The sequence below is a fragment of the Candidatus Methanarcanum hacksteinii genome (genome assembly GCF_964305265.1).
In the GTDB taxonomy this organism is placed as follows: domain Archaea; phylum Thermoplasmatota; class Thermoplasmata; order Methanomassiliicoccales; family Methanomethylophilaceae; genus Methanarcanum; species Methanarcanum hacksteinii.
Map to the genome: position 1 here is coordinate 160,036 of NZ_CAYATA010000003.1, position 21,944 is coordinate 181,979.

General features: G+C 48.3%; 25 protein-coding genes. 12 read left to right on the forward strand and 13 right to left on the reverse strand.

Features of this window, described 5'->3' with window-relative positions; genetic code table 11:
- Window positions 1–4: 4 nt before the first annotated feature.
- On the reverse strand, window positions 5–379 hold the full coding sequence (locus tag ACI2NF_RS05540; RefSeq protein WP_400211204.1) for a desulfoferrodoxin family protein: 375 nt from the start codon (window positions 377–379) through the stop codon (window positions 5–7).
- Between the two features lie 78 nt (window positions 380–457).
- On the opposite strand from ACI2NF_RS05540, the gene ACI2NF_RS05545 reads away from it, so the two are divergent.
- Together ACI2NF_RS05545 and ACI2NF_RS05550 are read left to right on the forward strand one after the other, a co-directional pair.
- Entirely contained in the window at window positions 458–1,024 is a 567-nt protein-coding gene (locus tag ACI2NF_RS05545; RefSeq protein WP_177971972.1) for a flavodoxin family protein, read from the forward strand.
- Between the two features lie 4 nt (window positions 1,025–1,028).
- On the forward strand, window positions 1,029–1,661 hold the full coding sequence (locus ACI2NF_RS05550; protein ID WP_400146413.1) for a hypothetical protein: 633 nt from the start codon (window positions 1,029–1,031) through the stop codon (window positions 1,659–1,661).
- Here the strand turns inward: ACI2NF_RS05550 and ACI2NF_RS05555 are convergent.
- Window positions 1,645–2,193, reverse strand: coding sequence for a flavodoxin family protein (locus ACI2NF_RS05555; RefSeq protein ID WP_177971974.1), 549 nt, complete (start codon window positions 2,191–2,193; stop codon window positions 1,645–1,647). The two genes, ACI2NF_RS05550 and ACI2NF_RS05555, sit on opposite strands and share 17 nt — an antisense overlap.
- A 73-nt stretch (window positions 2,194–2,266) precedes the next feature.
- On the opposite strand from ACI2NF_RS05555, the gene ACI2NF_RS05560 reads away from it, so the two are divergent.
- Together ACI2NF_RS05560 and ACI2NF_RS05565 are read left to right on the forward strand one after the other, a co-directional pair.
- The gene (locus tag ACI2NF_RS05560; protein ID WP_400146411.1) at window positions 2,267–3,337 is read left to right on the forward strand and encodes an NAD(P)-dependent glycerol-1-phosphate dehydrogenase; all 1,071 of its coding nucleotides are present in this window, start codon (window positions 2,267–2,269) and stop codon (window positions 3,335–3,337) included.
- Between the two features lie 11 nt (window positions 3,338–3,348).
- Entirely contained in the window at window positions 3,349–3,774 is a 426-nt protein-coding gene (locus ACI2NF_RS05565) for a UPF0179 family protein (protein WP_400149936.1), read from the forward strand.
- A gap of 100 nt (window positions 3,775–3,874) precedes the next feature.
- Here the strand turns inward: ACI2NF_RS05565 and purC are convergent, their stop codons facing one another.
- The 6 genes from purC to ACI2NF_RS05595 form a co-directional block, all read right to left on the reverse strand.
- The gene (purC, locus tag ACI2NF_RS05570) at window positions 3,875–4,777 is read right to left on the reverse strand and encodes a phosphoribosylaminoimidazolesuccinocarboxamide synthase (RefSeq protein WP_400153343.1); all 903 of its coding nucleotides are present in this window, start codon (window positions 4,775–4,777) and stop codon (window positions 3,875–3,877) included.
- Window positions 4,778–4,832: 55 nt separating this feature from the next.
- Window positions 4,833–5,537: a HesA/MoeB/ThiF family protein gene (locus ACI2NF_RS05575; RefSeq protein WP_400149932.1), complete on the reverse strand. Its 705-nt coding sequence runs from the start codon at window positions 5,535–5,537 to the stop codon at window positions 4,833–4,835.
- On the reverse strand, window positions 5,534–6,007 hold the full coding sequence (locus ACI2NF_RS05580) for a CinA family protein (RefSeq protein WP_400149930.1): 474 nt from the start codon (window positions 6,005–6,007) through the stop codon (window positions 5,534–5,536). The genes ACI2NF_RS05575 and ACI2NF_RS05580 overlap by 4 nt, the downstream gene beginning before the upstream one ends.
- Window positions 5,994–6,533: a nicotinamide-nucleotide adenylyltransferase gene (locus tag ACI2NF_RS05585; protein WP_177971980.1), complete on the reverse strand. Its 540-nt coding sequence runs from the start codon at window positions 6,531–6,533 to the stop codon at window positions 5,994–5,996. Before ACI2NF_RS05585 ends, ACI2NF_RS05580 begins: the two co-directional genes overlap by 14 nt.
- 62 nt (window positions 6,534–6,595) lie before the next feature.
- Complete coding sequence (gene lonB, locus ACI2NF_RS05590) at window positions 6,596–8,674, reverse strand: ATP-dependent protease LonB (RefSeq protein ID WP_400196831.1); 2,079 nt, start codon at window positions 8,672–8,674, stop codon at window positions 6,596–6,598.
- An 86-nt stretch (window positions 8,675–8,760) separates the two neighbouring features.
- The gene (locus ACI2NF_RS05595) at window positions 8,761–9,024 is read right to left on the reverse strand and encodes a DUF2188 domain-containing protein (protein ID WP_400146399.1); all 264 of its coding nucleotides are present in this window, start codon (window positions 9,022–9,024) and stop codon (window positions 8,761–8,763) included.
- Window positions 9,025–9,088: 64 nt separating this feature from the next.
- Between ACI2NF_RS05595 and ACI2NF_RS05600 the strand changes: the two genes are divergently transcribed.
- The 4 genes from ACI2NF_RS05600 (at window position 9,089) to ACI2NF_RS05615 (ending at window position 11,329) form a co-directional block, all read left to right on the forward strand.
- On the forward strand, window positions 9,089–9,715 hold the full coding sequence (locus ACI2NF_RS05600) for a tetratricopeptide repeat protein (RefSeq protein ID WP_400148871.1): 627 nt from the start codon (window positions 9,089–9,091) through the stop codon (window positions 9,713–9,715).
- 90 nt (window positions 9,716–9,805) lie between these two features.
- Complete coding sequence (locus tag ACI2NF_RS05605; RefSeq protein ID WP_400146395.1) at window positions 9,806–10,351, forward strand: NADH peroxidase; 546 nt, start codon at window positions 9,806–9,808, stop codon at window positions 10,349–10,351.
- A 128-nt stretch (window positions 10,352–10,479) separates the two neighbouring features.
- On the forward strand, window positions 10,480–11,022 hold the full coding sequence (rbr, locus tag ACI2NF_RS05610) for a rubrerythrin (protein WP_400148869.1): 543 nt from the start codon (window positions 10,480–10,482) through the stop codon (window positions 11,020–11,022).
- Window positions 11,023–11,092: 70 nt separating this feature from the next.
- Window positions 11,093–11,329: a hypothetical protein gene (locus ACI2NF_RS05615; RefSeq protein ID WP_400148867.1), complete on the forward strand. Its 237-nt coding sequence runs from the start codon at window positions 11,093–11,095 to the stop codon at window positions 11,327–11,329.
- 32 nt (window positions 11,330–11,361) lie between these two features.
- Here ACI2NF_RS05615 and ACI2NF_RS05620 read toward each other — a convergent pair whose 3' ends face one another.
- Window positions 11,362–13,272, reverse strand: a complete 1,911-nt coding sequence (locus tag ACI2NF_RS05620; protein ID WP_400196246.1) for a beta-CASP ribonuclease aCPSF1 — start codon at window positions 13,270–13,272, stop codon at window positions 11,362–11,364.
- Between the two features lie 65 nt (window positions 13,273–13,337).
- Complete coding sequence (locus tag ACI2NF_RS05625) at window positions 13,338–13,976, reverse strand: proteasome subunit beta (RefSeq protein ID WP_400146387.1); 639 nt, start codon at window positions 13,974–13,976, stop codon at window positions 13,338–13,340.
- A 110-nt stretch (window positions 13,977–14,086) separates the two neighbouring features.
- Here ACI2NF_RS05625 and ACI2NF_RS05630 point away from each other — a divergent pair, with 110 nt between their 5' ends.
- Window positions 14,087–14,998 (forward strand): geranylgeranylglycerol-phosphate geranylgeranyltransferase, encoded by a 912-nt coding sequence (locus ACI2NF_RS05630; protein ID WP_400204742.1) that lies wholly within the window; start codon window positions 14,087–14,089, stop codon window positions 14,996–14,998.
- On the opposite strand, the gene ACI2NF_RS05635 is transcribed toward ACI2NF_RS05630, so the two are convergent.
- Window positions 14,989–16,170: a geranylgeranyl reductase family protein gene (locus ACI2NF_RS05635; protein WP_400146383.1), complete on the reverse strand. Its 1,182-nt coding sequence runs from the start codon at window positions 16,168–16,170 to the stop codon at window positions 14,989–14,991. The two genes, ACI2NF_RS05630 and ACI2NF_RS05635, sit on opposite strands and share 10 nt — an antisense overlap.
- A 110-nt stretch (window positions 16,171–16,280) precedes the next feature.
- On the opposite strand from ACI2NF_RS05635, the gene ACI2NF_RS05640 reads away from it, so the two are divergent.
- Window positions 16,281–16,901, forward strand: a complete 621-nt coding sequence (locus ACI2NF_RS05640) for a flavodoxin family protein (RefSeq protein ID WP_400146381.1) — start codon at window positions 16,281–16,283, stop codon at window positions 16,899–16,901.
- A 14-nt stretch (window positions 16,902–16,915) separates the two neighbouring features.
- Complete coding sequence (locus tag ACI2NF_RS05645; RefSeq protein WP_400211205.1) at window positions 16,916–19,129, forward strand: DEAD/DEAH box helicase; 2,214 nt, start codon at window positions 16,916–16,918, stop codon at window positions 19,127–19,129.
- Here the strand turns inward: ACI2NF_RS05645 and thrC are convergent.
- Together thrC and ACI2NF_RS05655 are read right to left on the reverse strand one after the other, a co-directional pair.
- Entirely contained in the window at window positions 19,122–20,336 is a 1,215-nt protein-coding gene (gene thrC, locus ACI2NF_RS05650; protein WP_400146377.1) for a threonine synthase, read from the reverse strand. The genes ACI2NF_RS05645 and thrC overlap by 8 nt on opposite strands.
- A gap of 1 nt (window position 20,337) precedes the next feature.
- Window positions 20,338–21,267, reverse strand: coding sequence for a homoserine kinase (locus tag ACI2NF_RS05655; RefSeq protein WP_400146375.1), 930 nt, complete (start codon window positions 21,265–21,267; stop codon window positions 20,338–20,340).
- A gap of 197 nt (window positions 21,268–21,464) precedes the next feature.
- On the opposite strand from ACI2NF_RS05655, the gene cgi121 reads away from it, so the two are divergent.
- Window positions 21,465–21,926 carry a KEOPS complex subunit Cgi121 gene (cgi121, locus tag ACI2NF_RS05660; RefSeq protein WP_400211206.1) on the forward strand — a complete coding sequence of 154 codons (462 nt, stop codon included), beginning with the start codon at window positions 21,465–21,467 and terminating at the stop codon, window positions 21,924–21,926.
- Window positions 21,927–21,944: the final 18 nt, after the last annotated feature.

A 21,944-nucleotide genomic window follows, 5' to 3' on the forward strand; every position in this document is an offset into this window, starting at 1 on the left:
CTGTTCATGATTTCCACAGGTAATGCTTGTTGCACATCTCCCACGCGACGATATCCTTCGCATCCGTCTTGAAGAATGCTTCAGGCTTATCACCCGGGTTGAGATACTTCTTCATATATACGCCGTCTGCGAGTATCTCAATGAAGACGATGTAATGGTCGGGCTCCATAGGATGTGCCGTCTCTTTTCCGACCTTGACGATGACTCCGCCGTCGACTTTCTCCACATAAGGGACGTGCTTCTCCGTAGCGAAATCAGCTATCTTTGCTTCAAGCAATTTCATGGGTTGTCCACAGCACATGACCTGTGCCTTCGTTGCGTATTCAGATTCGATGATATTCCCGCAAACGGGACAGACGTAGTATCTCTTCTGCTCCATCTTATAAACACCGTTAATACATTGGAATCCTGATATTTATTAGTAGTTGATAAATCGTTGAATGATATTCGATGGAATATGAGCAGACTCCTTATCATCAATGGAAGTCCGAGAAAAGATGGCGTCGATGCCAAGATCGGACAGATGATCGCCGAACGTATGAAAGGATACGATTATGATGCTGAGGCCGTCAACATCAATGATCTGAATATCAGGGGATGTCAGGCATGCATGTCCTGTAAAAAGACAGGCAAGTGTGCTCAGAATGATGACATGACAGTACTTTATGATAAGATCAGAGGGTCGGACATGCTCATCCTGTGCTCACCGATATACTTCGGTGCAGAGACCGGTCAGATGAAGACATTCGTTGATAGGATGTATGCCATGGTCATCAACAAGGATGGACAGAGATTCGTCAATTTCGGCAATGTGAAGAAGGCATCCATACTCCTCACATGTGGCGCACCGGACGGATACATGACGTATGGCGGGATCCTCTCGAGACTTACGAACACCATAAAATCAATGGGTGTCAACGATCTCTCAGGGACGATACTCTGCGGACTCACGCCTGACACCGCGACAACATCTGAGAAGGTGAATGATTACTTGGAGAGTTTGGAATTCCAGGCAGAGATGTGATCCGATGCATGTCCCGATGATACCTTTGACATCAGATACGGATGAGATCGTCCTGTTCGCTGAGATCCAATTCGATGGATGTGAGATCAAACAGAAAGGGACCATCCTTACGAAACAGCGCCTAATCCCAAGTGTACCGTACGGTTCTCCCATATTGGTGATGGATGTGAAGGGATTGCAGAACGACACCATCAATCCGACCATCCTCAAACGTTCAAAGATGCGGGGTGTGACCACATGGCTGATGACTTGCGTTCGCAATACGGACGATCTTTTTGATGCATTCAATTCAGATGCGGATAAGATATTGATGCCTTATCACAAAGTGGAATCCGAGGACAACCTGCATGATATATTATCAGTCTCTGATTCCGCCATACCGACCATATTCGTGTCAGAAGGGATAGCCCAATGTATCGATGGCACCAGCTCCGTGAAAGAGATAGTGGACTATCTGCGTGAGATAGGGTACACGGACATCGCTGTCATAGATACCGACGGCTCATTATCATTCGACGATTGGAAGAGGATATCCTCCTATGGCAGGATCATCCCCTATTCGGAAAGATTCCACAGCAGTGTCTTCGAATATCTGAACATGCCGGATGATCTCTATCTGATCACTCCAGATCCTTGAGCATCTCCGCAAGATGGACTCCGAACTTGTACGAATCTTTGAAACATTTCGATTCGTCGTTATCGGTCCCTTCAACAAGCGTCTCGCCAGCCCAGACACACCTTGTGCCGAATGCGAATGCCCTTACGATGGAGATGACATTCTCGAATCTCGGATTCCTAGAACCTCCATTGCAGAGAAGAGCGACATATTTGTCTGAATAGGGCTCATCCACAGATTCCCATCTGCATTGGAACCTATCGATGACCTGTTTCAATATCGATGATGGTCCGGAGAAATAGACCGGTGTTGCCAATATAAAGACATCCGAACCATCGAACGCATCATAGATCACCTGCATATCATCCTGCATGTAACAAGAATCGGTATCGATACACCTGTTGCACCCTGTGCAGTGGTGTATGTCCATCTTGGCAGGCCTTATGACATCTACCTCTATACCATTCTCTTCGAGGGCGTCCATCACCGCACGACATTGTGCCTCAGTATTACCGTCCTCCCTTGCACTTCCGATAATGATGGCAGCTTTCATCGGACGATGGATTGTTGTGAACAGTTTTAATACTTGGCTACCATAATTGACCATATTTCGGACGTGCTGTCTTATGATCGAAGATACAGGTTTTTCAGAATTCAGAGCGATGACATTCCCGAGGAATGTAATCGTTGGACATGATACTCTTCCAGAGATCCCTAACATGTGCGAACAGTTCGGATTCGCCAAGGATGGGATGATCATCACAGGAGACAATACGTACAAAGCAGCCGGAAGGACCGTCAAGGAATACATGGAGGATTCAGGCTACGACATGCATGTCCAACTTACAGGCAATGCGACATTAGCGAATGTCGAGGATGTTGTGTCTGCAGGGAAAGAAACGAAATCCAAATTCATCCTCGCTGTCGGAGGTGGCAGCAAGATAGATATTGCCAAGATGGTAGCGAAACAGATGAGGATACCTTTCATCAGCGTACCTACATCCGTAGCTCATGACGGCATAGCATCCGGAAGAGCATCTCTGAAATCGGACATGGGACCTAAATCCGTTGATGCGGTCGTTCCCATGGGGATACTTGCAGATTCTGCCATCATTTACAAATCCCCATACAGATACCTCGTATCAGGATGTGCGGACGTCATATCCAATATCACCGCATTGAAGGATTGGGATTTCGCAAGGAGGATCAAGAACGAACCGTTCAGCAAAACGGCGTATGCATTATCGGAGATGTCCGCCAACACTATAATCGATAATTCGAAGCTCATAAAACCCGGACTCGAGGAAAGTGTACATATAGCATTGAATCCGATTATCATATCTGGTGTATCGATGGCCGTTGCAGGCAGTTCAAGGCCTACTAGCGGTGCGGAACACATGTTCTCCCATGCGTTGGACATACTCCATCCCGGACGTGCGATGCATGGCGAACAGTGCGGTGTAGGTTCAATAATGATGATGTACCTGCACGGAGGCGATTGGATGAGGATAAGGGATGCATTGAAGGATATCGGAGCACCCACCTGTGCGAAGGATCTCGGACTGAAGGATGAGGATATTATCGATGCACTCGTAGAAGCGCCCAACATAAGGAAGGACAGATTCACCATCCTTGGAGATAATGGACTCGATCGTGAAGTGGCTGAAGTGGTCGCCAAGACCACAATGGTAATCTGAAGGTTAAGACGATGGTATTGATCACGTTGGTAGGAAAGGAACAAGCACAGATTGGGAACAGATTCTACTACATCGGCCCCCTTACCGAATGCAGGGACTGCAGATTAAAGGGAGTATGTTTCAATCTCGAACCTGGACACAAATACGAGATAGTAAAGCTCAGGGACACTGAGCACGATTGCGAACTCATCAGTGAGAAGGTAAGGGTCGTCGAAGTCGCCAAAGTACCGACCAAAGCATTGATCCCTAAGAAATACGCCATCGAAGGGAGCGTCATAACCTATGACGATATCGATTGCGGAAGACTCGGATGCAAGAACTATGAGTATTGTCACCCGATAGGATTGAAGAAAGGGGCAAAGAAGACCGTTGTGAATAACATCGGTAAGATCGATTGCCCCGAATTCGATAATCTTGTTCTGGTAGAATTGGATTGATATCGAATCGATTGTGCCAGACGATTTTGATACAGAGATCTAGGCAGGATGGCCGGCCATCGATGGCCGACATCATCCGCCTGTAATTTGTTCTTATTGCTTAGAACTTCTCGCCCGTGATCCTCTCATACATATCTGTATAGAGCTTGCTCACACGATCGATGATGTCCTGCGGCAATGCAGGGATGTCGGGTTCAGGAAGGCCCTTCTCACGTGCTTCCATCAATTCCTTGTGGTATCCGATATCGCGATAGTACTGTCTGACGAATTCCTTCGACAATTCCACAACATTCCCTTTCGCATACTCATCCGAATCCCACCAACGGTCCTCATCGAGCGTACCGAATGTATCGATGAGCATGAGGTTACGGTTCTCATCATAACCGAATTCCTTCTTACCATCACAATGGATGAGTTTACGCTTGGATGCTTCCTCACCGATGATCTCATCGACCTTCAAGATCGTATCAAGGATTCCCTGATAGTCGGAATCGCTCAAACCTGCGATATCCTTGGCCTCCTTCTCATCCAATTCACGGTCATGTGCTTCCAACTTCGTCGTACACTCAAGGAATGGCTTCGGAAGTTTCTCACCATATTGTACAACGTGATCCTTGGGGAATCCAAGCTGTTCCGCTGTTATCTTTCCGGTCTTGACACGATCCATCAAAGAACCTGCTGCGTAATGCCTGCAGATCACTTCAAGAGGGATCAGATAGTCGTTTGTGGTCTGATCTATCTTGTCATAGTCCTCAATGATCTGGAATCTCTTCACCCTCATCCTGTTAGGTGGAAGATACTCGATGAAATGATTCTTTATCCCTTTGGATTCAAGAAGAGTGAACCAATACTTCGCAGTCCTACATAGTGTCTCCCCTTTGTGCGGGATCTGTGAAGGTATTATCTTGTCGAAGACAGAGATGTTGTCTGTGAATACGAACTCGAGTGTATCGTCGTCCACAGCATAGACCTCTTTCACTTTACCTGTCCTAATGTGCTCCATGCATTCCACATCGGAAGAACGATATTAATAGTATCTCAAAACACGCGAAAGATATCTATCGGCCATTGTGAAGATGACCGCATACAGGACAATCCTCTCTGCGGTTGATCGGGACCTTCTCGAATGAATTCGAGAGAAGATCGATCAGGAGTAGTTGGTTCGTAAGGACCTCTCCCACTCCTGTTATGTATTTCAACACCTCATTTGCCTCGATGGATCCGATGACTGCGACAGCGGATCCGATGGATGATCTCTCGTTGTCACCTTTTCCCAAAAAGCATGAGAGGCATGGCGTGATACCAGGCTTGATGAACGTCACCTGCCCATACATCCCGTTGATGCCGCCGTGGACCATAGGGATGTTCCTTTTCACACAGGCATCATTCAATGATGATCTAGTTTCATTATTATCTAGGCAATCGACAACTATCTCTGCAGAGGAGATGAATTCGTTCACGTTTTCTTCATTCAATGATACATCCATTACCTTGACCTTAGCATCAGGATTGTTGCGAAGTATCCAATCCTTCATTGACAATGCCTTCGAACCTGAGTTGCCGCAATGAACGAATTGTCTGTTAAGATTTGATTCTTCGATGACATCACCATCGATAATGGTAAAATTACCTACGCCTGCAACGGATAATTGAGTTATCACATTGGAGCCCAATCCTCCGCATCCTGCAACGGCGACATGGGCCTGTTCTATCCTCTTCTGCCCATCATCTCCTATGATCGGTATCTGTCTTGAATATCTCATAACACACCCTTCACGAAATCGATGATCATATCGATCAAAGCATTAGTAGAACTTGTGCGTATGTCGTCCCTGTTCCCATCGAAGTGGAATACGGATGATATGCATCTTGAACCGTCGGTAACCGTCATCCATACGGTTCCGATAGGCTTGGAGACAGAACCTCCATCCGGACCTGCGATACCGGTGACTGATGCAGAGATGTCGGTATCGAATATCCTCGATGCACCCAATGCCATCTCTACGGACGTCTCCCTGCTGACAGCTCCGAATTCGGATATCGTCTCCGGTCTCACTCCAAGGATGGAGATCTTTGATTGATTGGAATAGGTTATCGCTGAACCGATGAAATATGCAGAGGATCCTGGACGATCCGTTATGCTCGAAGATATCATACCACCCGTACAGGATTCTGCCAAGGACAATGTCAATCCTTTCTCAAGCATGAGTTCCTGTAGATCAGATGCCACCATCGAAATCACCCATGGACCTTATCCTGCCCACTCCGTCGATGGCATCGATGACCTTTGCAACGGGTTCAGGCACCAAAGACCTCCAATCGCCGCCGTTGGCCATCCTCCTTCTGACCTCTGTACCGGAATGATCCCTCCTGTTGTACAATGGTGCATGACGTACCTCATATCCCGCCTCCGTGAAAAGACGTCTAGTACCTAGATTGTTGGAATAGATGATGGAGAACGGAGGACATATGGATTCGACGTGAGAAACCCACACGGAATACCTATTCAAATCCTCGACAGGAACGATCATCGCATTATCGATGCCCTCATCCTTGAGCGTCTCGGACATCATCAGATATCTCTCACCTGCAGTGAACGGATTCTCTGAAGTATGTGAGGATTGCGCACTCCCGATACCGATGATGACGTGGTCACATTCGGCAGAAACCTTCCTTATCACCTCTAGATGTCCATTGTGCAATGGTTGGAAGCGACCGATGATCAATGCATCATTCTCATGACCGTGAATGCTGTGCATACGATTTACTATATGCAACTGAGATAAAAAGTAATGGTTGGTAAATGGTTTAGTGAATGTGATCACTGAGGTGATGGAGTTGTGTCTCCCTTGACATCGACAGTGATCGAAGGAGAGGGGTCCGAGGTGGTCTCGATGACCTCCTCGTGCGTCTCCTCTACAACCTTGTGTACTACATCGGGTACCTTCGGGGGCACGACCTTCACAGCAGAGGACACACCGTTCCTCTGAAGTGGAAGGAGTTTCTCCATGTACTCCTGTTTCCTGGGGCAGTCTGCGAATGCGTGTTCGATGACATCACGGAACGTCTCCACGAGGATGATCTCCATCTTCTCGTAGTATCTCGACTCTATCATCACATCGTTCGCATTCTCTTTGGGAATGAGGACCTTCGTTATCCCTGCATCCCCTGCAGCTTCCAATTTGGCAGTAGCACCACCGATTGGAAGCACCATACCTCTGACATTGAGACTTCCTGTCATAGCGATGTTCTGGTGGATGGGGATGTTCTCCAATGCTGAGATGATCGCAGTTGTGATCGTTATGGATGCACTGTCGCCCTCCACACCATCGTATGTTCCGATGAACTGAAGGTGAATGTCCACATCAGAGATGTCCGCGATGGCGTACTTCTTCACTACAGCCGAGATGTTGTCCACGGCTTCCTTGGCGATCTCGCCGAGTTTACCGGTAGCGACGATATGTCCGCCCTTCTTGCTCTGTGAAGGTGCGACCTCTGCTACGATCGGAAGTACGATACCTGCATACTCTGCCATGTTCGAGCTTGCGTTGAGTGCCGCAAGGCCGTTGATCATACCGACCTCATCGCCAGATGTCTTGAACATGTCGTATTTCTTGTGTGATTCGACGACACGGTCAGCCATCTGCTTCTCAAGACTCCTTGCTGTCCTTCTTGCGAGGAGAACATCATCGATACCGACGACCTTCTTTCCTTTCTGCGTAGCGATATCGCCGGATACACGGACGAGACCACCGAGTTCCCTGAACCTGAGTGTGAGCTCTCCTTTCCTGCCGGAACGGCGCTGTGCCTCTCTGATGACCTCTCCTACGGCATACTTGTCGAATGGAGGGATCTTTCCGTCCTTCTTGACCTCCTGCGCGACGAACCTGCAGATGTTCTTACGGTTCTCATCGCTGTCGATCATGGTCGTCTTCATGTAGACCTCGTAACCGTATCCTCTTATCCTGGACCTGAGTGCAGGGTGCATTCCCTGAAGCGCATCAAGGTTACCTGCACAGACGAGAACGAAATCCGTCGGTACGGGTTCACTCTTCACGAGTGCACCGGATGACCTCTCGGACTGTCCTGTGATGCATGCCCTCTTCTCCTGCATAGCAGTGAGCAATGCCTGTTGGGATTCCATCCTGAGCATGTTGATCTCATCGATGAAGAGAACACCTTTGTTCGCCTTGTGGATTGCTCCCGCTTCAAGCCTGTCGTGTGACGGTGTCTCCAATCCACCGGATTGGAACGGATCGTGTCTGACATCACCGAGAAGTGCTCCTGCGTGGGCAGCTGTCGCATCTACGAACGGGGGCATCTCATTGGCATCATGACCGACCAATAATTTGGGCACTATGATGACTTCCTGCCTCTGACCCCCAGGTGTCCTGAACACCATGAAAATCAGGAATGAAGCCATCAATCCAATCCAAAGGAGCGACATGTCCTTTGTCATGATGAAGTATAACACGGCGATTCCGAGAATGGCGAAGATGATGTAAAGTGTCGTGTTGTTCTTACGATTCTTCTGAGCCGCAGCCTGTGCCTTCTGCTCATTGACGATCGTCTTTCCTCTTCCAGCAGGGAGGACACGTATCCTGGGCTCGTTGAAATCCTCAGGGTTATGATACGCGATGACGTCCTGCAACTCTCCTTTCGGGAGATATTCCGTCATTGCATTCGCTAACATCGATTTACCTGTACCGGGCTCACCGATGAGCATCACGTGTCTCTTCTGTGACGCAGCTTTCTTGACGATATCAACGGCCTCCTCCTGTCCAATGACCTGATCGGCCTTGATTTCGGGGATTTGGATATCGTCCGTGGTTTGGAATGTCTGTCCTTCTACCCATTCCTCGAGAGGGACCTTACATTCCACGTCCTTTTCTTCACCCATTCTCTTCCTCCGTGTAACTAAGTGGATACCCCCTTATGCACGACAGGATATAAGGTTGTCCTTAAAATACAAGAAAATGGGAGGGATCAATAACGTTTCTTCTGTAACTTGCCATCCTTCTTCTGACGCATGACGGTCGTGCCCTGGTTCTTCGCCAATTCCTTCGCATATGCCTCTGCTTCGAGTTTAGTCGCGAATCTCTTCGTAGCCTTCTTGCCGCCTTCGATCTTCACCTGCCACCCGCCATCAGGATGTGGGGAGACGAACTGCCTCTTCTTCCTCTCAGTGGATGTAGTAGATTCAACCTCTTCCGTCTGTGCTCCAACATCGATCTCAGTCTTATCTGCCATGGAAACATCTCCTCATATCAATTAGGGTCGTCAAATTATAATATGCTTTTTCAATTCACCAAGCATGTACGGCGGACCAGAGGATGCAATGAAGAAGGCGAAGAATCAAGCATCGAGCAACAACAGCAACGGTGCCATTGAAACACTGGAAGCATATCTCGTCAATGATCCGCACAACGTAGAGGTCAGGATGCTCTTGGCGAACATTGCATTCAATGCCATGATGCACAATTATGCGATAATGCAGCTTAATATCATCGTCGATCTCGATCCAGACAATGAGGATGCTAGAAGGGCGTTGCTCACGATCTACAAGAACGACAAGAAGACAGTCAGGCAAGCTAACGAGCAATTCCAATACCTTCTTGAGAAACATCCCGAAGATCCCGATCTCTTGAACAGCTACGGGATATTCTGCAGACTTCAGCTATTGGATAACAAGAAATCGGAGGAATACTACCTCAAGGCGATCGAATTGGATCCGAACAGGGCTGAATTCCACCTCAACTATGCGATACTCCTCGTGAACGATCTGAAGAAGTACACAGAGGCAAGAGCACATCTCGAGAGGGCATTGGAACTCGATCCGAACAACACGAAAGCGAAGGAAGCGTTGGATAAACTTCTGAGGAAGAAGTTCCCCAAGGATGTCGAGAAGAAAGGATTCTTCTCATTCTTGAGGAAGCGTTGATAGAACGTAATCGCTGTTAACATTGTTAACTTTTTATACAAAGATTGTGATAGAGCAACGATAGAGTCGTAAGACTACTAGGTGATATTTATGAAAACATGGAGATGCAAAGTCTGCGGAGAGATTGTAAAGAGCGACATCTGCCCCGAGAAATGCCCCGTTTGCGGTGCAAGCAAGGAACATTTCGAAGAGGTCAAGGATGAGCAGTGGGTCTGGGCAGCAGAGCACAAGGTCGGAATCACAGACGGAGTACCTGCAGAGATCATCGATGGACTCAGAGCAAACTTCCAGGGCGAATGCACGGAAGTGGGCATGTATCTTGCGATGTCAAGGGTCGCATTCCGCGAGGGATACCCTGAGATCGGAATGTACTGGAAGCAGGCCGCATTCGAAGAGGCTGACCACGCATCAAGATTCGCAGAGATGCTCGGAGAGGTCCTCTCAGACAGCACAAAGAAGAACCTCGAGATGAGGGTCGATGCAGAGTTCGGAGCCACAGCAGGCAAGACAGAACTCGCAAAGAAGGCAAAGGAACTTGGCCTCGATGCTATCCACGATGCAGTTCACGAGATGGCAAGGGATGAGGCAAGGCACGGAAAGGCCTTTAAGGGACTCCTTGAGAGATACTTCAACTGAAACCATCAGGAGGGCGGGAACCGCTCTCCCCATTGCAATTACTTTCTCGCAAGACCATCTGATAATCGGATGGTCTTGCGTCAATCCTTATCTATTCGCACGACAATGACTTGGTCGAGGTATTGAAAATGCCATCGATCAAAGGATCAAAAACGGAACAGAACCTGCTTACTGCCTTCTCTGGAGAGAGTCAAGCCAGGAACAAATACACATACTATGCCTCACAAGCCAAGAAAGATGGCTACGAACAGATAGCGGCCATCTTCTTGGAGACGGCAGAGAACGAGAAAGAACATGCGAAGATGTGGTTCAAAGCACTTCATGACGGCTCTGTACCATGTACCGTAGAGAATCTCAAGGATGCTGCGAATGGGGAGAATTTTGAATGGATGAAGATGTATGCCGAGTTCGCAAAGACGGCAAGAGAGGAAGGTTTCAACGAGATCGCTGCCGCTTTCGAAGGTGTAGGTGCTGTTGAGAAGACACATGAAGAAAGATATCTGGCACTTCTCAAGAACATCGAAGAGGGCCTTGTTTTCAAGAAAGATAAGGTCGCCATATGGAAATGCAGGAACTGCGGATACACTCACGTGGGCGAAGAGGCTCCTGAGGTCTGTCCCGTCTGTAAACACCCCCAGTCATACTTTGAGCTCAAAGCATCGAACTGGTGAATTTTTACGCCGCACCATGTGTGCGGCATTCCATTTTTTATAATAAACACGCATCCCCTTCGACATGGAAATGGATCAATTTAAAATCAAAGCGAGCGAAGCATACCGCGAGGATGGACACTGCATAATCAACAGCCACATCTGTGAAGATGGCGACTGCAGACAATGTAGTTTCATCATTTATGCATCGAACCTTTCTCTCATCGACGCATTGTTCGGCGAATCTTCAAATCACCACGGGGATTGCGAATGCAGTTGCTGCTGTGAGGAAGATTGCTTCGATGACGAATACACTGAAAAAGAATGATGTGTTTGGGAGAATCTCTTCTCCCATCACGATCATCTAAGACGGATCGTCTCAAGGTTCTGAGGCGCTTTCGTCTCTATCTTATATTTCTGATAGATCGATGATGCGAGATCCGCACATTTACGATCCTCACCATGGCCTACGATTATCTTGGAAGGCCTTGGATCCAATTTCGAGATATAATTCATCAATTGTTTACGGTCGGAATGTCCTGAGAAACCGTCAATGGTCACGACATTCATCTTGACCTCGAGATTGAGCGACTTTCCGCCTTTCATAGTCAATGATACCTCTTTCCTTCCTCTTTGGATTGTGCGTCCCAAGGAATTCTCGCTCTGGTAACCGACGAACATCAACCAATTGTTGGGATCGTCCACCCACTCCCTGAAGTACTCCATCACAGGACCGCCGGTCATCATACCGCTTGTAGCAAGAACGATACAGGAATCGGGCGAATGACATATCTCCTCTCTCATATCCGATGTCTCCACACGTTTGAATATGGGAGACAGGAAAGGATTCTCATTCTGTTGGAATATCTTGGTCTTGAGTTGACTGTTGAGATATTCAGGATAGGCTGTGTGGATGGCTGTTGCCTCCCAGATCATACCATCAAGGTAAACGGGCATCTTGGGCAACTTACCAGTACGCATCATCTCTTCGATGACCAACATGACCTCCTGCGACCTTCCGACAGCGAACACAGGGATCAAGACCTTTCCGCCATTCTCGGTAGCCTTCTGCAGTATGCTGCACATCTCCTCTGATGCATCCATCCTGCTCGGTTGCATATCATTGTGTCCGCCGTATGTCGATTCTATGACCAACGACTCCAGACGAATGAATCTTGTACTTGCGGGATTGAACAACCATGATTTCTCGAATTTGGTATCCCCAGTGAATGCAACATTATGGAATCCGTTGCAGAGGTTGAAATGCGCTATGGATGATCCGAGGATGTGTCCTGCGTTATAGAATGTCAATCTCACATCTGGGGCGATATCGGTCGTCTTCTCATATTGCAATGGTATGACGTGCAATATCTCCTCCCTTACATCAGAAGCATCGAAAGGTGCCTTCTTCGCCTCACCGAACATGAGCTTTATTGAATCCAACTGTAGAAGGGTCATAAGGTCCCTCGTTGGAGGAGTACAGTATATCGGCCCGTCGAATCCGTATTTGTAGAGTACGGGGAGCAGACCGCAGTGGTCCATATGTGCATGTGTGATGACAACGGCATCAATATCCGTTATCGGCTTCATCTCAGGGACATTGAAGTACGGGGATGCATCGGATGACGGGTCGAGACCGCAATCGATGAGGATCTTGCTGTTCTTTGTCATCAGAAGAGTGCATGATCTACCGACCTGTCTGAAACCGCCCAAGGATGTCATCCTCACGAACTGTTCCCCGTTCTCTATGATGGCCCTATTGATACGCCTACCGATGTGGCGCATGATCTCTGACCTCTCATCACGACTGTATCTCAAGTATCCGCGGACATCATTGATCGTCTTGGAGGGGATCGGAGGCGAACGGATCGTCTTTATGTTCCATCCGGTACTCTTCTTCAGATCCGTAAGGTATTGTCCACCCTTTCCTACGATGGCTCCAGGATTCTTGGCCTCCACCATCACTACGCCAGTATCATAATCGAAGTAAAGACCGGTTATCTCCGCTTCCTCAGGTATCATAGCTCTGATCTTCTCTTCGACATCATCCGAGTTCTCCAATGACTTAGGGTCAGGGCGGATGTCGAATCTCTTCTTGAGCTCGGTGGCCAACATCTTGGTTATGTTGGCGTTCTCAGAGAATTTATCAAAGTCTTTAGAGTATATCACGATCGTAGGTCCTTCGACCTCGATAGCCGTTATGTCCAGATTTTTCGGGATTATGCGTCTTATCTCCTCTTTGAGATTAGCGAATTGTCTATCAACGCTCATGTAAATGGGTCCTTGAGATTAATTGGAAAGAATGGGTTTGAGAATAAGGGGTTTGGTAGGAGGGATCATCTTACGGGATAGTTGATCCCGAGTTCGACGGCACGAGCCTTGATCTCATCCTTAGGGATCCACTTGAATCCGTCCTTGTTGATGACTGCGATGAGCATTCCGTCACCGGATGCAGAGTCTCTGTTCATCGCTGCATGCAATGCCATTATGACGATGTCCCTTGCCTCATCCTCTGAGAGATCGGGTTTGTATGTCGTCTCAAGCGAACCGAGTGCGAACACCGATCCTGAACCAACGGACATGACGTTGTCCTCGATATATCCTCCAGCACCATCTATGCTGTAGATGTGACCGCCTGTGTTGTCGTAACCGCCGATGATGTGTCCGACGTAGAATCCATTACGGATAACGTTAGCTACGAGTGTAGCCGCTGCATTGACGGACATCGGAGCACCCTTCCTCATCGAATAGAGGGCCACCTCGCTCTGGATGAATCTGACCATGAGCTGTGCGTCACCTACGACTCCAGCGATCGTCAATCCGAGGTTGTCAGCGATCTTGTGGACCTTCTGAACATCAGAATGTGCGATCATGTTGCTCATCGTCGCTCTCTGATCTGAAGCGAGAATTACTCCGTCCTTGTACTTTACACCGATGGTAGTGGTTCCTGTTTTGAGAACTTGTTGTTCAGACATGTATTATACCTTCCAGAATAGAATTCTGTCAAAAGGCAGCTGTCTAATCCGACTTCTGCATCTACAGCGATTATCTCATACCTTATATAATTGACTGAAACGGAATCGTCATGATTGCTATGTTGGATGTATATGACAATGAGGGAAGGATCAGTGATGCGAATGACCAAAGTACTTCAATCAGGTCTCGATACAGTAGAATATTGAATCCCTATATCGAACTCACACGTCCAGCTGACATCATTGTGGGCCTCATCGGCCTGATAGCTGCTGCATTCGTCGCATCTGGAACAAACATTGCGGATCACATGATGGAAGTGATCATCGTGTCGATTGCAGTCGTGTTCTACATCGCTGGTGGCAATTCCATCAATGACAGCGTTGATGGTGAGGTAGATAGGATAGCGCATCCGGATAGGCCCGTACCATGTGGGAAGATCTCGTCGACCTCCGCATTCCATTTTGGGCTGATATGTCTCGCCCTCGCACTAGCATCATCCGTCATCTCGATGGATCCTCTTGTGATTATGATAGTCGGTGTAGCATGTGTAGCGATAACCGCCTATGAGATGATATTGAAGAAGAAAGGCTTCATCGGAAATATAACGATAGCAGCACTCACTGGCGCATCCTTCATACTTGGAGGGGCTATGGTGCATAACATATCTGCGTGTTCTGTGCTTTCTGCCACGGTATTCATGATAACATTGGGCAGAGAGATACAAAAGGACATAATGGACAAGGACGGAGATTCAGCTGATAGAAAGACCTTACCAATGCGCATCGGTGTTGAACGTTCATCCGTTGTCGCACGCCTGTCCTACGTAGTTGCTGTGATAATATCATCGATCCCGTTGATGATAAGATCATCGAGCATACTATATGCATCCATATCCATTGCTGATGTGATGCTTCTGATATCTGCATCGGGGCGCGTAGATACGAAGTGTTCCGAAAGAATTGCCAAATACTCGATACTTGCAGTTATTGTCGCTTCTGTTCTCGGAACACTTCACTTGTAGAGCGAAACGATATCAGGGCAACGTTCCTTCACCACTTTCACCATGTCATCCACCCTGACCTTCTCCATTTCCGCATGTGATGCGACCTCGATCAATTCATCGATCGTTCTGTCATCCATATCGACGAATTTCTCCTTTATCTTCCAGTTCCTTTGGAGCTCTTTCATGATCTTTCCACGCCAAACCTCCTCATAAGGTTTGAACGACTCTTTGGAATAATCTTTCTTCAGATAGCATTCGGCCAAGGTCTCTCCAGCATGCATACCTGTCATAAGTGCATGATAGATACCTCCGCCTGTCATTGGATCTATGACTCTAGCAGCATCTCCGACAAGGACTATCCCATCCTCCGCAGCGGATTCAAGGCCGGGACACAAGGACACCATGCCTGCGGCGATATTGACTACGGATCCGTTCTTCAATCTAGGATCCGATTCTATGAATCTGTCAAGGTAATATTTCGGACCTCTTCCAGGCTCTATCTTGGTACCTTGGATGCCCAGTCCTACGTTAGCAGAATGCTTTCCTTTGGGGAATATCCAAACGTATCCTCCAGGTGATACTGAACCAAGAATGAATTCGCAGTAATCCTGTACGATATCGACATCGACCATGGTGTATTGTATGCAGGAATCGATGTCGTTGAGAGATAGTGAGGTATCGATGCCTGCCCATCTAGCCACCTGGGATTCGAAACCATCAGCAGCCACTATGCAATCGCAACCTATCTCCTTCGTTTCGCCCATGTGAGTTACCCTTACACCAGAAATCTTACCACTGTTGTCGCGTATCACGCCTGTGCACGCAGCACGTACTACAACATCCGCACCAGCCTCGGCAGCTTGTTCTGCTACGAATTTATCAAAGAGATGACGATTCAGTACGTAACCTACCTCCCCATCCTTCCAACTCTCATCCACCTTGAGGTAACTCCCACCAACGGTACGCATGATTGTCCCGCGTATCTCAGAAGAGATCCACATAGGATCAGGTTCGATACAGACCTCTTTGAGCCTCCTCTTTGAAACACCCTCGGCACACCTGAGCGGGGCTCCGATCTCAGCCTTCTTCTCTATGAGAAGAACGTCCGCTCCAACGAGTGCTGCATGTTTAGCGGCCATCGAACCTGCTGGACCAGCACCTACTACCACGATGTCGTACCTGTCCTTCATGCCATGTAATCTATGGTTCGTTATATAACGATATTTTGGGTTCGTCATCCTAAATACTTCCATACTTCCGTGGAAAGACGTAATAAACACGCGACACTTATGGTCAGAACATGAAGGTATTGTTGATCAATGGAAGCCCGAGGAAGGAATGCACATACACCGCATTGAAAGAGGTCGCTGACGCACTCGAAGCGGAAGGCATAGGGACTGAGATCATAACCATCGGCAACAGGACGATAGCTGGTTGCAGCGCATGCAAATCATGCAAGAAGACAGGACGTTGCATAATCGATAACGATCCCGTCCATGATATCGGTTCCAGATTGGAACTCTATGATGGATTCATTTTCGGTTCACCTGTTTACTACGCCGGCCCATCGGGACAGCTACAGGCATTCATGGACAGACTGTTCTACGCATACGGTGCGATGCTCAGAGGCAAACCAGCGGCATGCGTAGTTTCGTGCAGGAGAGGAGGAGCGAGTGCGGCTTTCGACCGTTTGAACAAGTACTTCGCCATCAATGATATGCCAATCGTGACATCACAATATTGGAACCAGGTACATGGCGGTAACAAAGAAGAGGTCGTACAGGATGTGGAAGGGATGCAGACCATGCGCACATTGGGCAGGAACATGGCCTGGTTGCTGAAATGCATCGACCTCGGCAAGAAGAACGGTATCGTCAAACCAGAAAGGGAACCTACGACACTCACGAACTTCATTCGCTGATCGGCGGCCGATATATGAGAGTCAATGAGTTGGATCTTCCAGATGAGGCGATAACCGCTCTGGAGGAATGCGGATATCACACACTACACCCTCCGCAGGAAAAGGCCATACCTATCGCACTGGAAGGGAGGAATCTAGTCGTAGCTGTGCCCACGGCCAGCGGAAAATCGTTGATAGGATACACCGCCGCTCTGAAGACCATACTCGAAAAGAAGAAGAAAGTACTGTACATCGTACCGCTCAAGGCCCTTGCATCCGAGAAGAAGGATGATATGGATCGCTTCGCACATCTTGGATTCAAGACATCATTGAGCATCGGCGATCTGGATTCTGACGATAGATGGCTGAAGGATGCAGATTTCATCGTAGCTACATCGGAGAAGGCGGATTCCCTCATCAGACATGGGAGCAGCATAATCGATGAGATCGGATTGGTCATCGCGGATGAGATCCATCTGATCCATGACCCTTCCAGGGGTCCGACCCTTGAGGTCACATTGACCAAGATCAAGAGAAAACGCAATGATGTTCAGATAATAGCATTATCCGCAACCATCACCAACGCTAACGACCTAGCCATGTGGTTGGATGCCGAACTCGTGAAGATGGATTGGCGTCCGATACCTCTGCATGAAGGAGTCTATTACGACGACGAAGTGACGTTCGAGGACGGTCGTTCATTCGATATAGAGGCGGGCAAGGACGAGATATGGGCATTGCTAGAGCAGAGCATACAGAATGGAGGGCAATGCATCATATTCGTCAATGCGAGACGTTCCACGGAATCATTGGCGGTGAAATACTCTCCGAAGATGAGAAAGTACGCGAAAAGAGAACTCTCGAATGAAGAGATCTCGACGATTGAGGGAGATTCCGATACAACATCCCTCGGAAGAAAACTGTCCGAATGCATCAAGGATGGCATGGCATTCCACAATGCCGGCCTCACCTTCAAACAGAGACGTTACGTTGAGGAGAACTTCCGTAACGGGAACATCAAATGCATCGTAGCGACACCGACATTGGCAGCAGGCATCAATCTGCCTGCAAGACGCGTCATCGTCAGGGATACGAAACGTTTCGAAGCGAACTCCGGTAACACGCCTATCTCCGTCATGGAGATAAAACAGATGTGCGGACGTGCAGGAAGACCGGGATACGATCCGTACGGCGAAGCGATACTGATCGCCAAATCATATGATGATTACGAGAATCTCATGGACAACTATGTGATGTGCGATACGGAAGCGATAATGTCTAAACTCGGTAACGAGACCGTGTTGAGGAATCATATACTTGGATTGATAGCTACAGGCGATGTATCCAACATTGACGATATCGTTGAATTCATGAGGGATACGTTCTATGGAAGTGAATCCTCGCTGTACGGAATAGAATCCGCAGTAGAGAACATAGTCGATTTCCTTTGTGAGAATAAGATGGTCGAGAGAAGGGATGATGATATCCTAGCACTACCATTCGGAAAGAGGGTCTCGGATCTATACATCGATCCGAAATCAGCAGTCATCCTGAGAGATGCTGTGGAGAAGATGGATGAGGATACGCTCGATCTTCCGATATTGCATGCTGTGGCATCGACACCGGATGTCCTTGGTCTATATCCGAAGAAAAAGGATCAAGATTTCCTTGCTGCCACCATCAGGGAATTCGAGGATGATATGCTTGTTGATGTACCCGATGACATGGATTATTCCTACGAATATTTCCTGAGCGATTTGAAAACGGCTTGCCTCATCCAAGATTGGATCGGAGAGATGAGCGAGGACGTGATTACGGATTCATTCGGAATAGGGCCTGGAGACATAAGGTCGAGGGTCGATATGATGGATTGGTTGCTGTATGCGATGAGCGAGATCGCTGTTCTGTTCAAACCGAGTGTCGTCAAAAGACTCCGCGAGATGTTGACAAGAGTTAGATACGGCATAAGATCCGAACTGATAGAACTCGTATCGATGAGGGGTGTTGGAAGAGCAAGAGCCAGATCATTGTATGATCACATGGTGAAGACAAGAGACGATATCGCGAGGATAGATGTCAATGCCCTGGCCGCGATACCTAGTATAGGCAACGCATTGGCGCATAAACTCAAAGAAGAGGTCGGACAGAAAGATGATGTATACACATCCGCTCCGACATCGATAGAAGAAGATGAAGAGTTGACCGCTACGGCCGGGCCGAAGCAGTCGAGTCTCTTCGATTTCAATTGAGAATATTCTCAACAGCTTCGACACTGTTCGCACATTTGATTATAGGCTCACAGTTGTTGATGATCGTGTCGGGGTCCTTCAGACCGTTACCCGTACAGATACAAACAACCTTCTCATCCCTGTCGATGATTCCCATCTCACGCAACTTCTTAGCACCTGCTACGGAAGCTGCAGATGCAGGCTCAACACAAACACCCTCTCTCCTTCCAAGGAGTTTCTGTGCTGCGATGATCTCCGCATCCGTCACTGTGGTCGAATATCCTCCAGTGTCATAGATGGCTTTGAGAGCCTTCCTTCCGCTGATTGGGTTTCCAATCCTTATGGCCGTAGCGATCGTCTCGGGATTCTCCTCTGCGACGAAATCATTCGTCTTGGCAGCGAATGCTGATGCGATTGGTGATGCACCTTCTGCCTGTATTCCTGTGAGCATCGGCATCTTGTCGATCCAACCGACCTCTTTCAGTTCGGTGATGGCCTTGTAGATGGCCCATATGTTCGCTGCATTTCCAACAGGAAGGATGATCCTGTCAGGAACATCATACTGGAGCTGATCCATTATCTCGAACAATACTGATTTCTGACCCTCAGGCCTGAATGGGTTGATACTGTTCAGGAGGTAGATCTTCCTCTCTTCTGCCATCTTCCTTGCCAACGCGAGTGCATCATCGAAGTTACCATCGATCGAAAGGACCTTCGCTCCGAAGAACATGGCCTGTGCGAGTTTACCTGCCGCGACCTTTCCAGATGGGAGGAAGACAGCACATTTCAGTCCTGCTTTCGCGGCGTATGCTGCGAGTGATGCGGAAGTATTTCCGGTCGATGCGCAACCGACAGTAGGGACACCTAGCTCTACAGCATGGGATACCCCAACGGTCATACCCCTGTCCTTGAATGAACCTGTAGGGTTCGCACCCTCGTATTTGACGAACAGATCGGGGATACCGATCTCTGCACCCAATGCCTTGGTCGAATAGAGAGGCGTTCCGCCCTCTTTGATGGATACTGCATGTTTCTTGTCCACAGGAAGGAAATCAGCGTATCTCCATACACCGATCGGTTCCTTCGCAAGATCGGTAGGTTTCTTCTCCTTCACCTTCTCGAGATCCATCTTGACGGTCAAGAGGCCACCACATCTCGGGCAGATGTTGGTGAACGGGTCATCAACATCACATCCGCAATCCCAACATACCACTTTGTGATTACTCATATTACTCTCTCCTACATCCTTCGCCCCAGGTGGTCACCCAGGTGTCGCAATGCATATTGTTCTGATCATAAACGCTCTTCACTGCATCAGCGATGTTCTTCCCATCCATCTCCGATTTCTTGAAGAATGAGATTATACACGGACCAGATCCTCCAAGGAATGAAGCCTTAGCACCAGCACTGAGTGCTGCCTTCTCCGCTTCTTTGAGATGGGGGACAAGACCAGCCCTTGCAGGTTCGAATACCGCATCCTTGATGCTGCGTCCAATAAGATCGACATCTCCGACCTCCATACCGTGAACGAGACATGAAGCGTTACCTACATGGAAGACGAGATCCTTCACGGAAACCTGTGTCGGCAATACCTGCCTTGATTCCTTCGTGGGTACGAGCACATCGGGCATCGCGATGACGATACCGAGATCATCTGGAGGCCTTATCGATATCACCTCGAAGGGTTCATAGGACCTTATCATCGTGAATCCGCCAAGGATACATGGTGCGACGTTATCCGCATGGAAGCCTCCGGATGTCACATCCTCTGCATGTGCTGCGCACAATACGACCTCTGTCGGCGTGAGCTTCTCCCCTGTGAGCACATGGGCGAGATATGCACCTCCCGCAGCGGATGCTCCTGATGAACCGATACCGCTGCACGGCCTGATACCTTTCTTGATTCTTATCTCGATACCGAAGTCGGAACCTGTCCTCTTCAACACCTCAGTAGCTGCAATACCTACGGAATTCTTGGTCGGATCTGTAGGGATGCCTTCGCTCCCAGGTCCTGAGATCTCAGTGATACTGATACCAGAATCGATCTTCCTTCCTTCAATCGTATCAAACGGCTCGTCGAGTGCCAATCCGAATATGTCGAACCCTGCTCCGATGTTCGATGTCGTCGCTGGCGCGTGAATCCTTACCCATTCGCTCATGATGATCACGTGTTACCGAGGATTGGAATGTCTATTCCATATTAAAGGTGTCTGCAAGAACTTAATGAGAGGGTTTCCTTTGCTACATATGGATACAGTATCTGATGGGATCATTGACATCATTTCTCAATGATTGACGTGCATCCTATGTGCTATCATATGCCGATGTTTATATCATTGATTTAGAATTCGAGGACATGGACTTCAGTGTCATCGGGATGAGAGGAAATGCATCATTCGAGACGATCGTAGAACATTTCACATCGATGGGCGGAGAGGTCGTACTCCTCGATCCCGATTATGTCTATGGTCGCGATATGATCGAATCGGCTGCAGAACACGCCGTAAGGGCATTCGAACATGGGATGAACCGTTCGAAGACCATCCTCACAGAGACGATAATCTATGCCGCATCAGAAAGGCAGATCTCGAAGGCGCTATCCAGGATGAAGCCGAAGGAAGGCCGTATGGATTATGTCGCATTACTGATCGATATCCCTGATCCTAAGTTAGATGAAATCGGAATGACAAGGGATGATTCATTGATCGAAGGTACGCCGGAGAAAGCTGAGAGACTAGGTCTCATCAATGAAATGGGGATACCATGCGAGGATCTCGCATTAGAACGCGTCGCATTGATCGACTTAGCAAAATATTAAAGGTGTTTTGGTCGGACA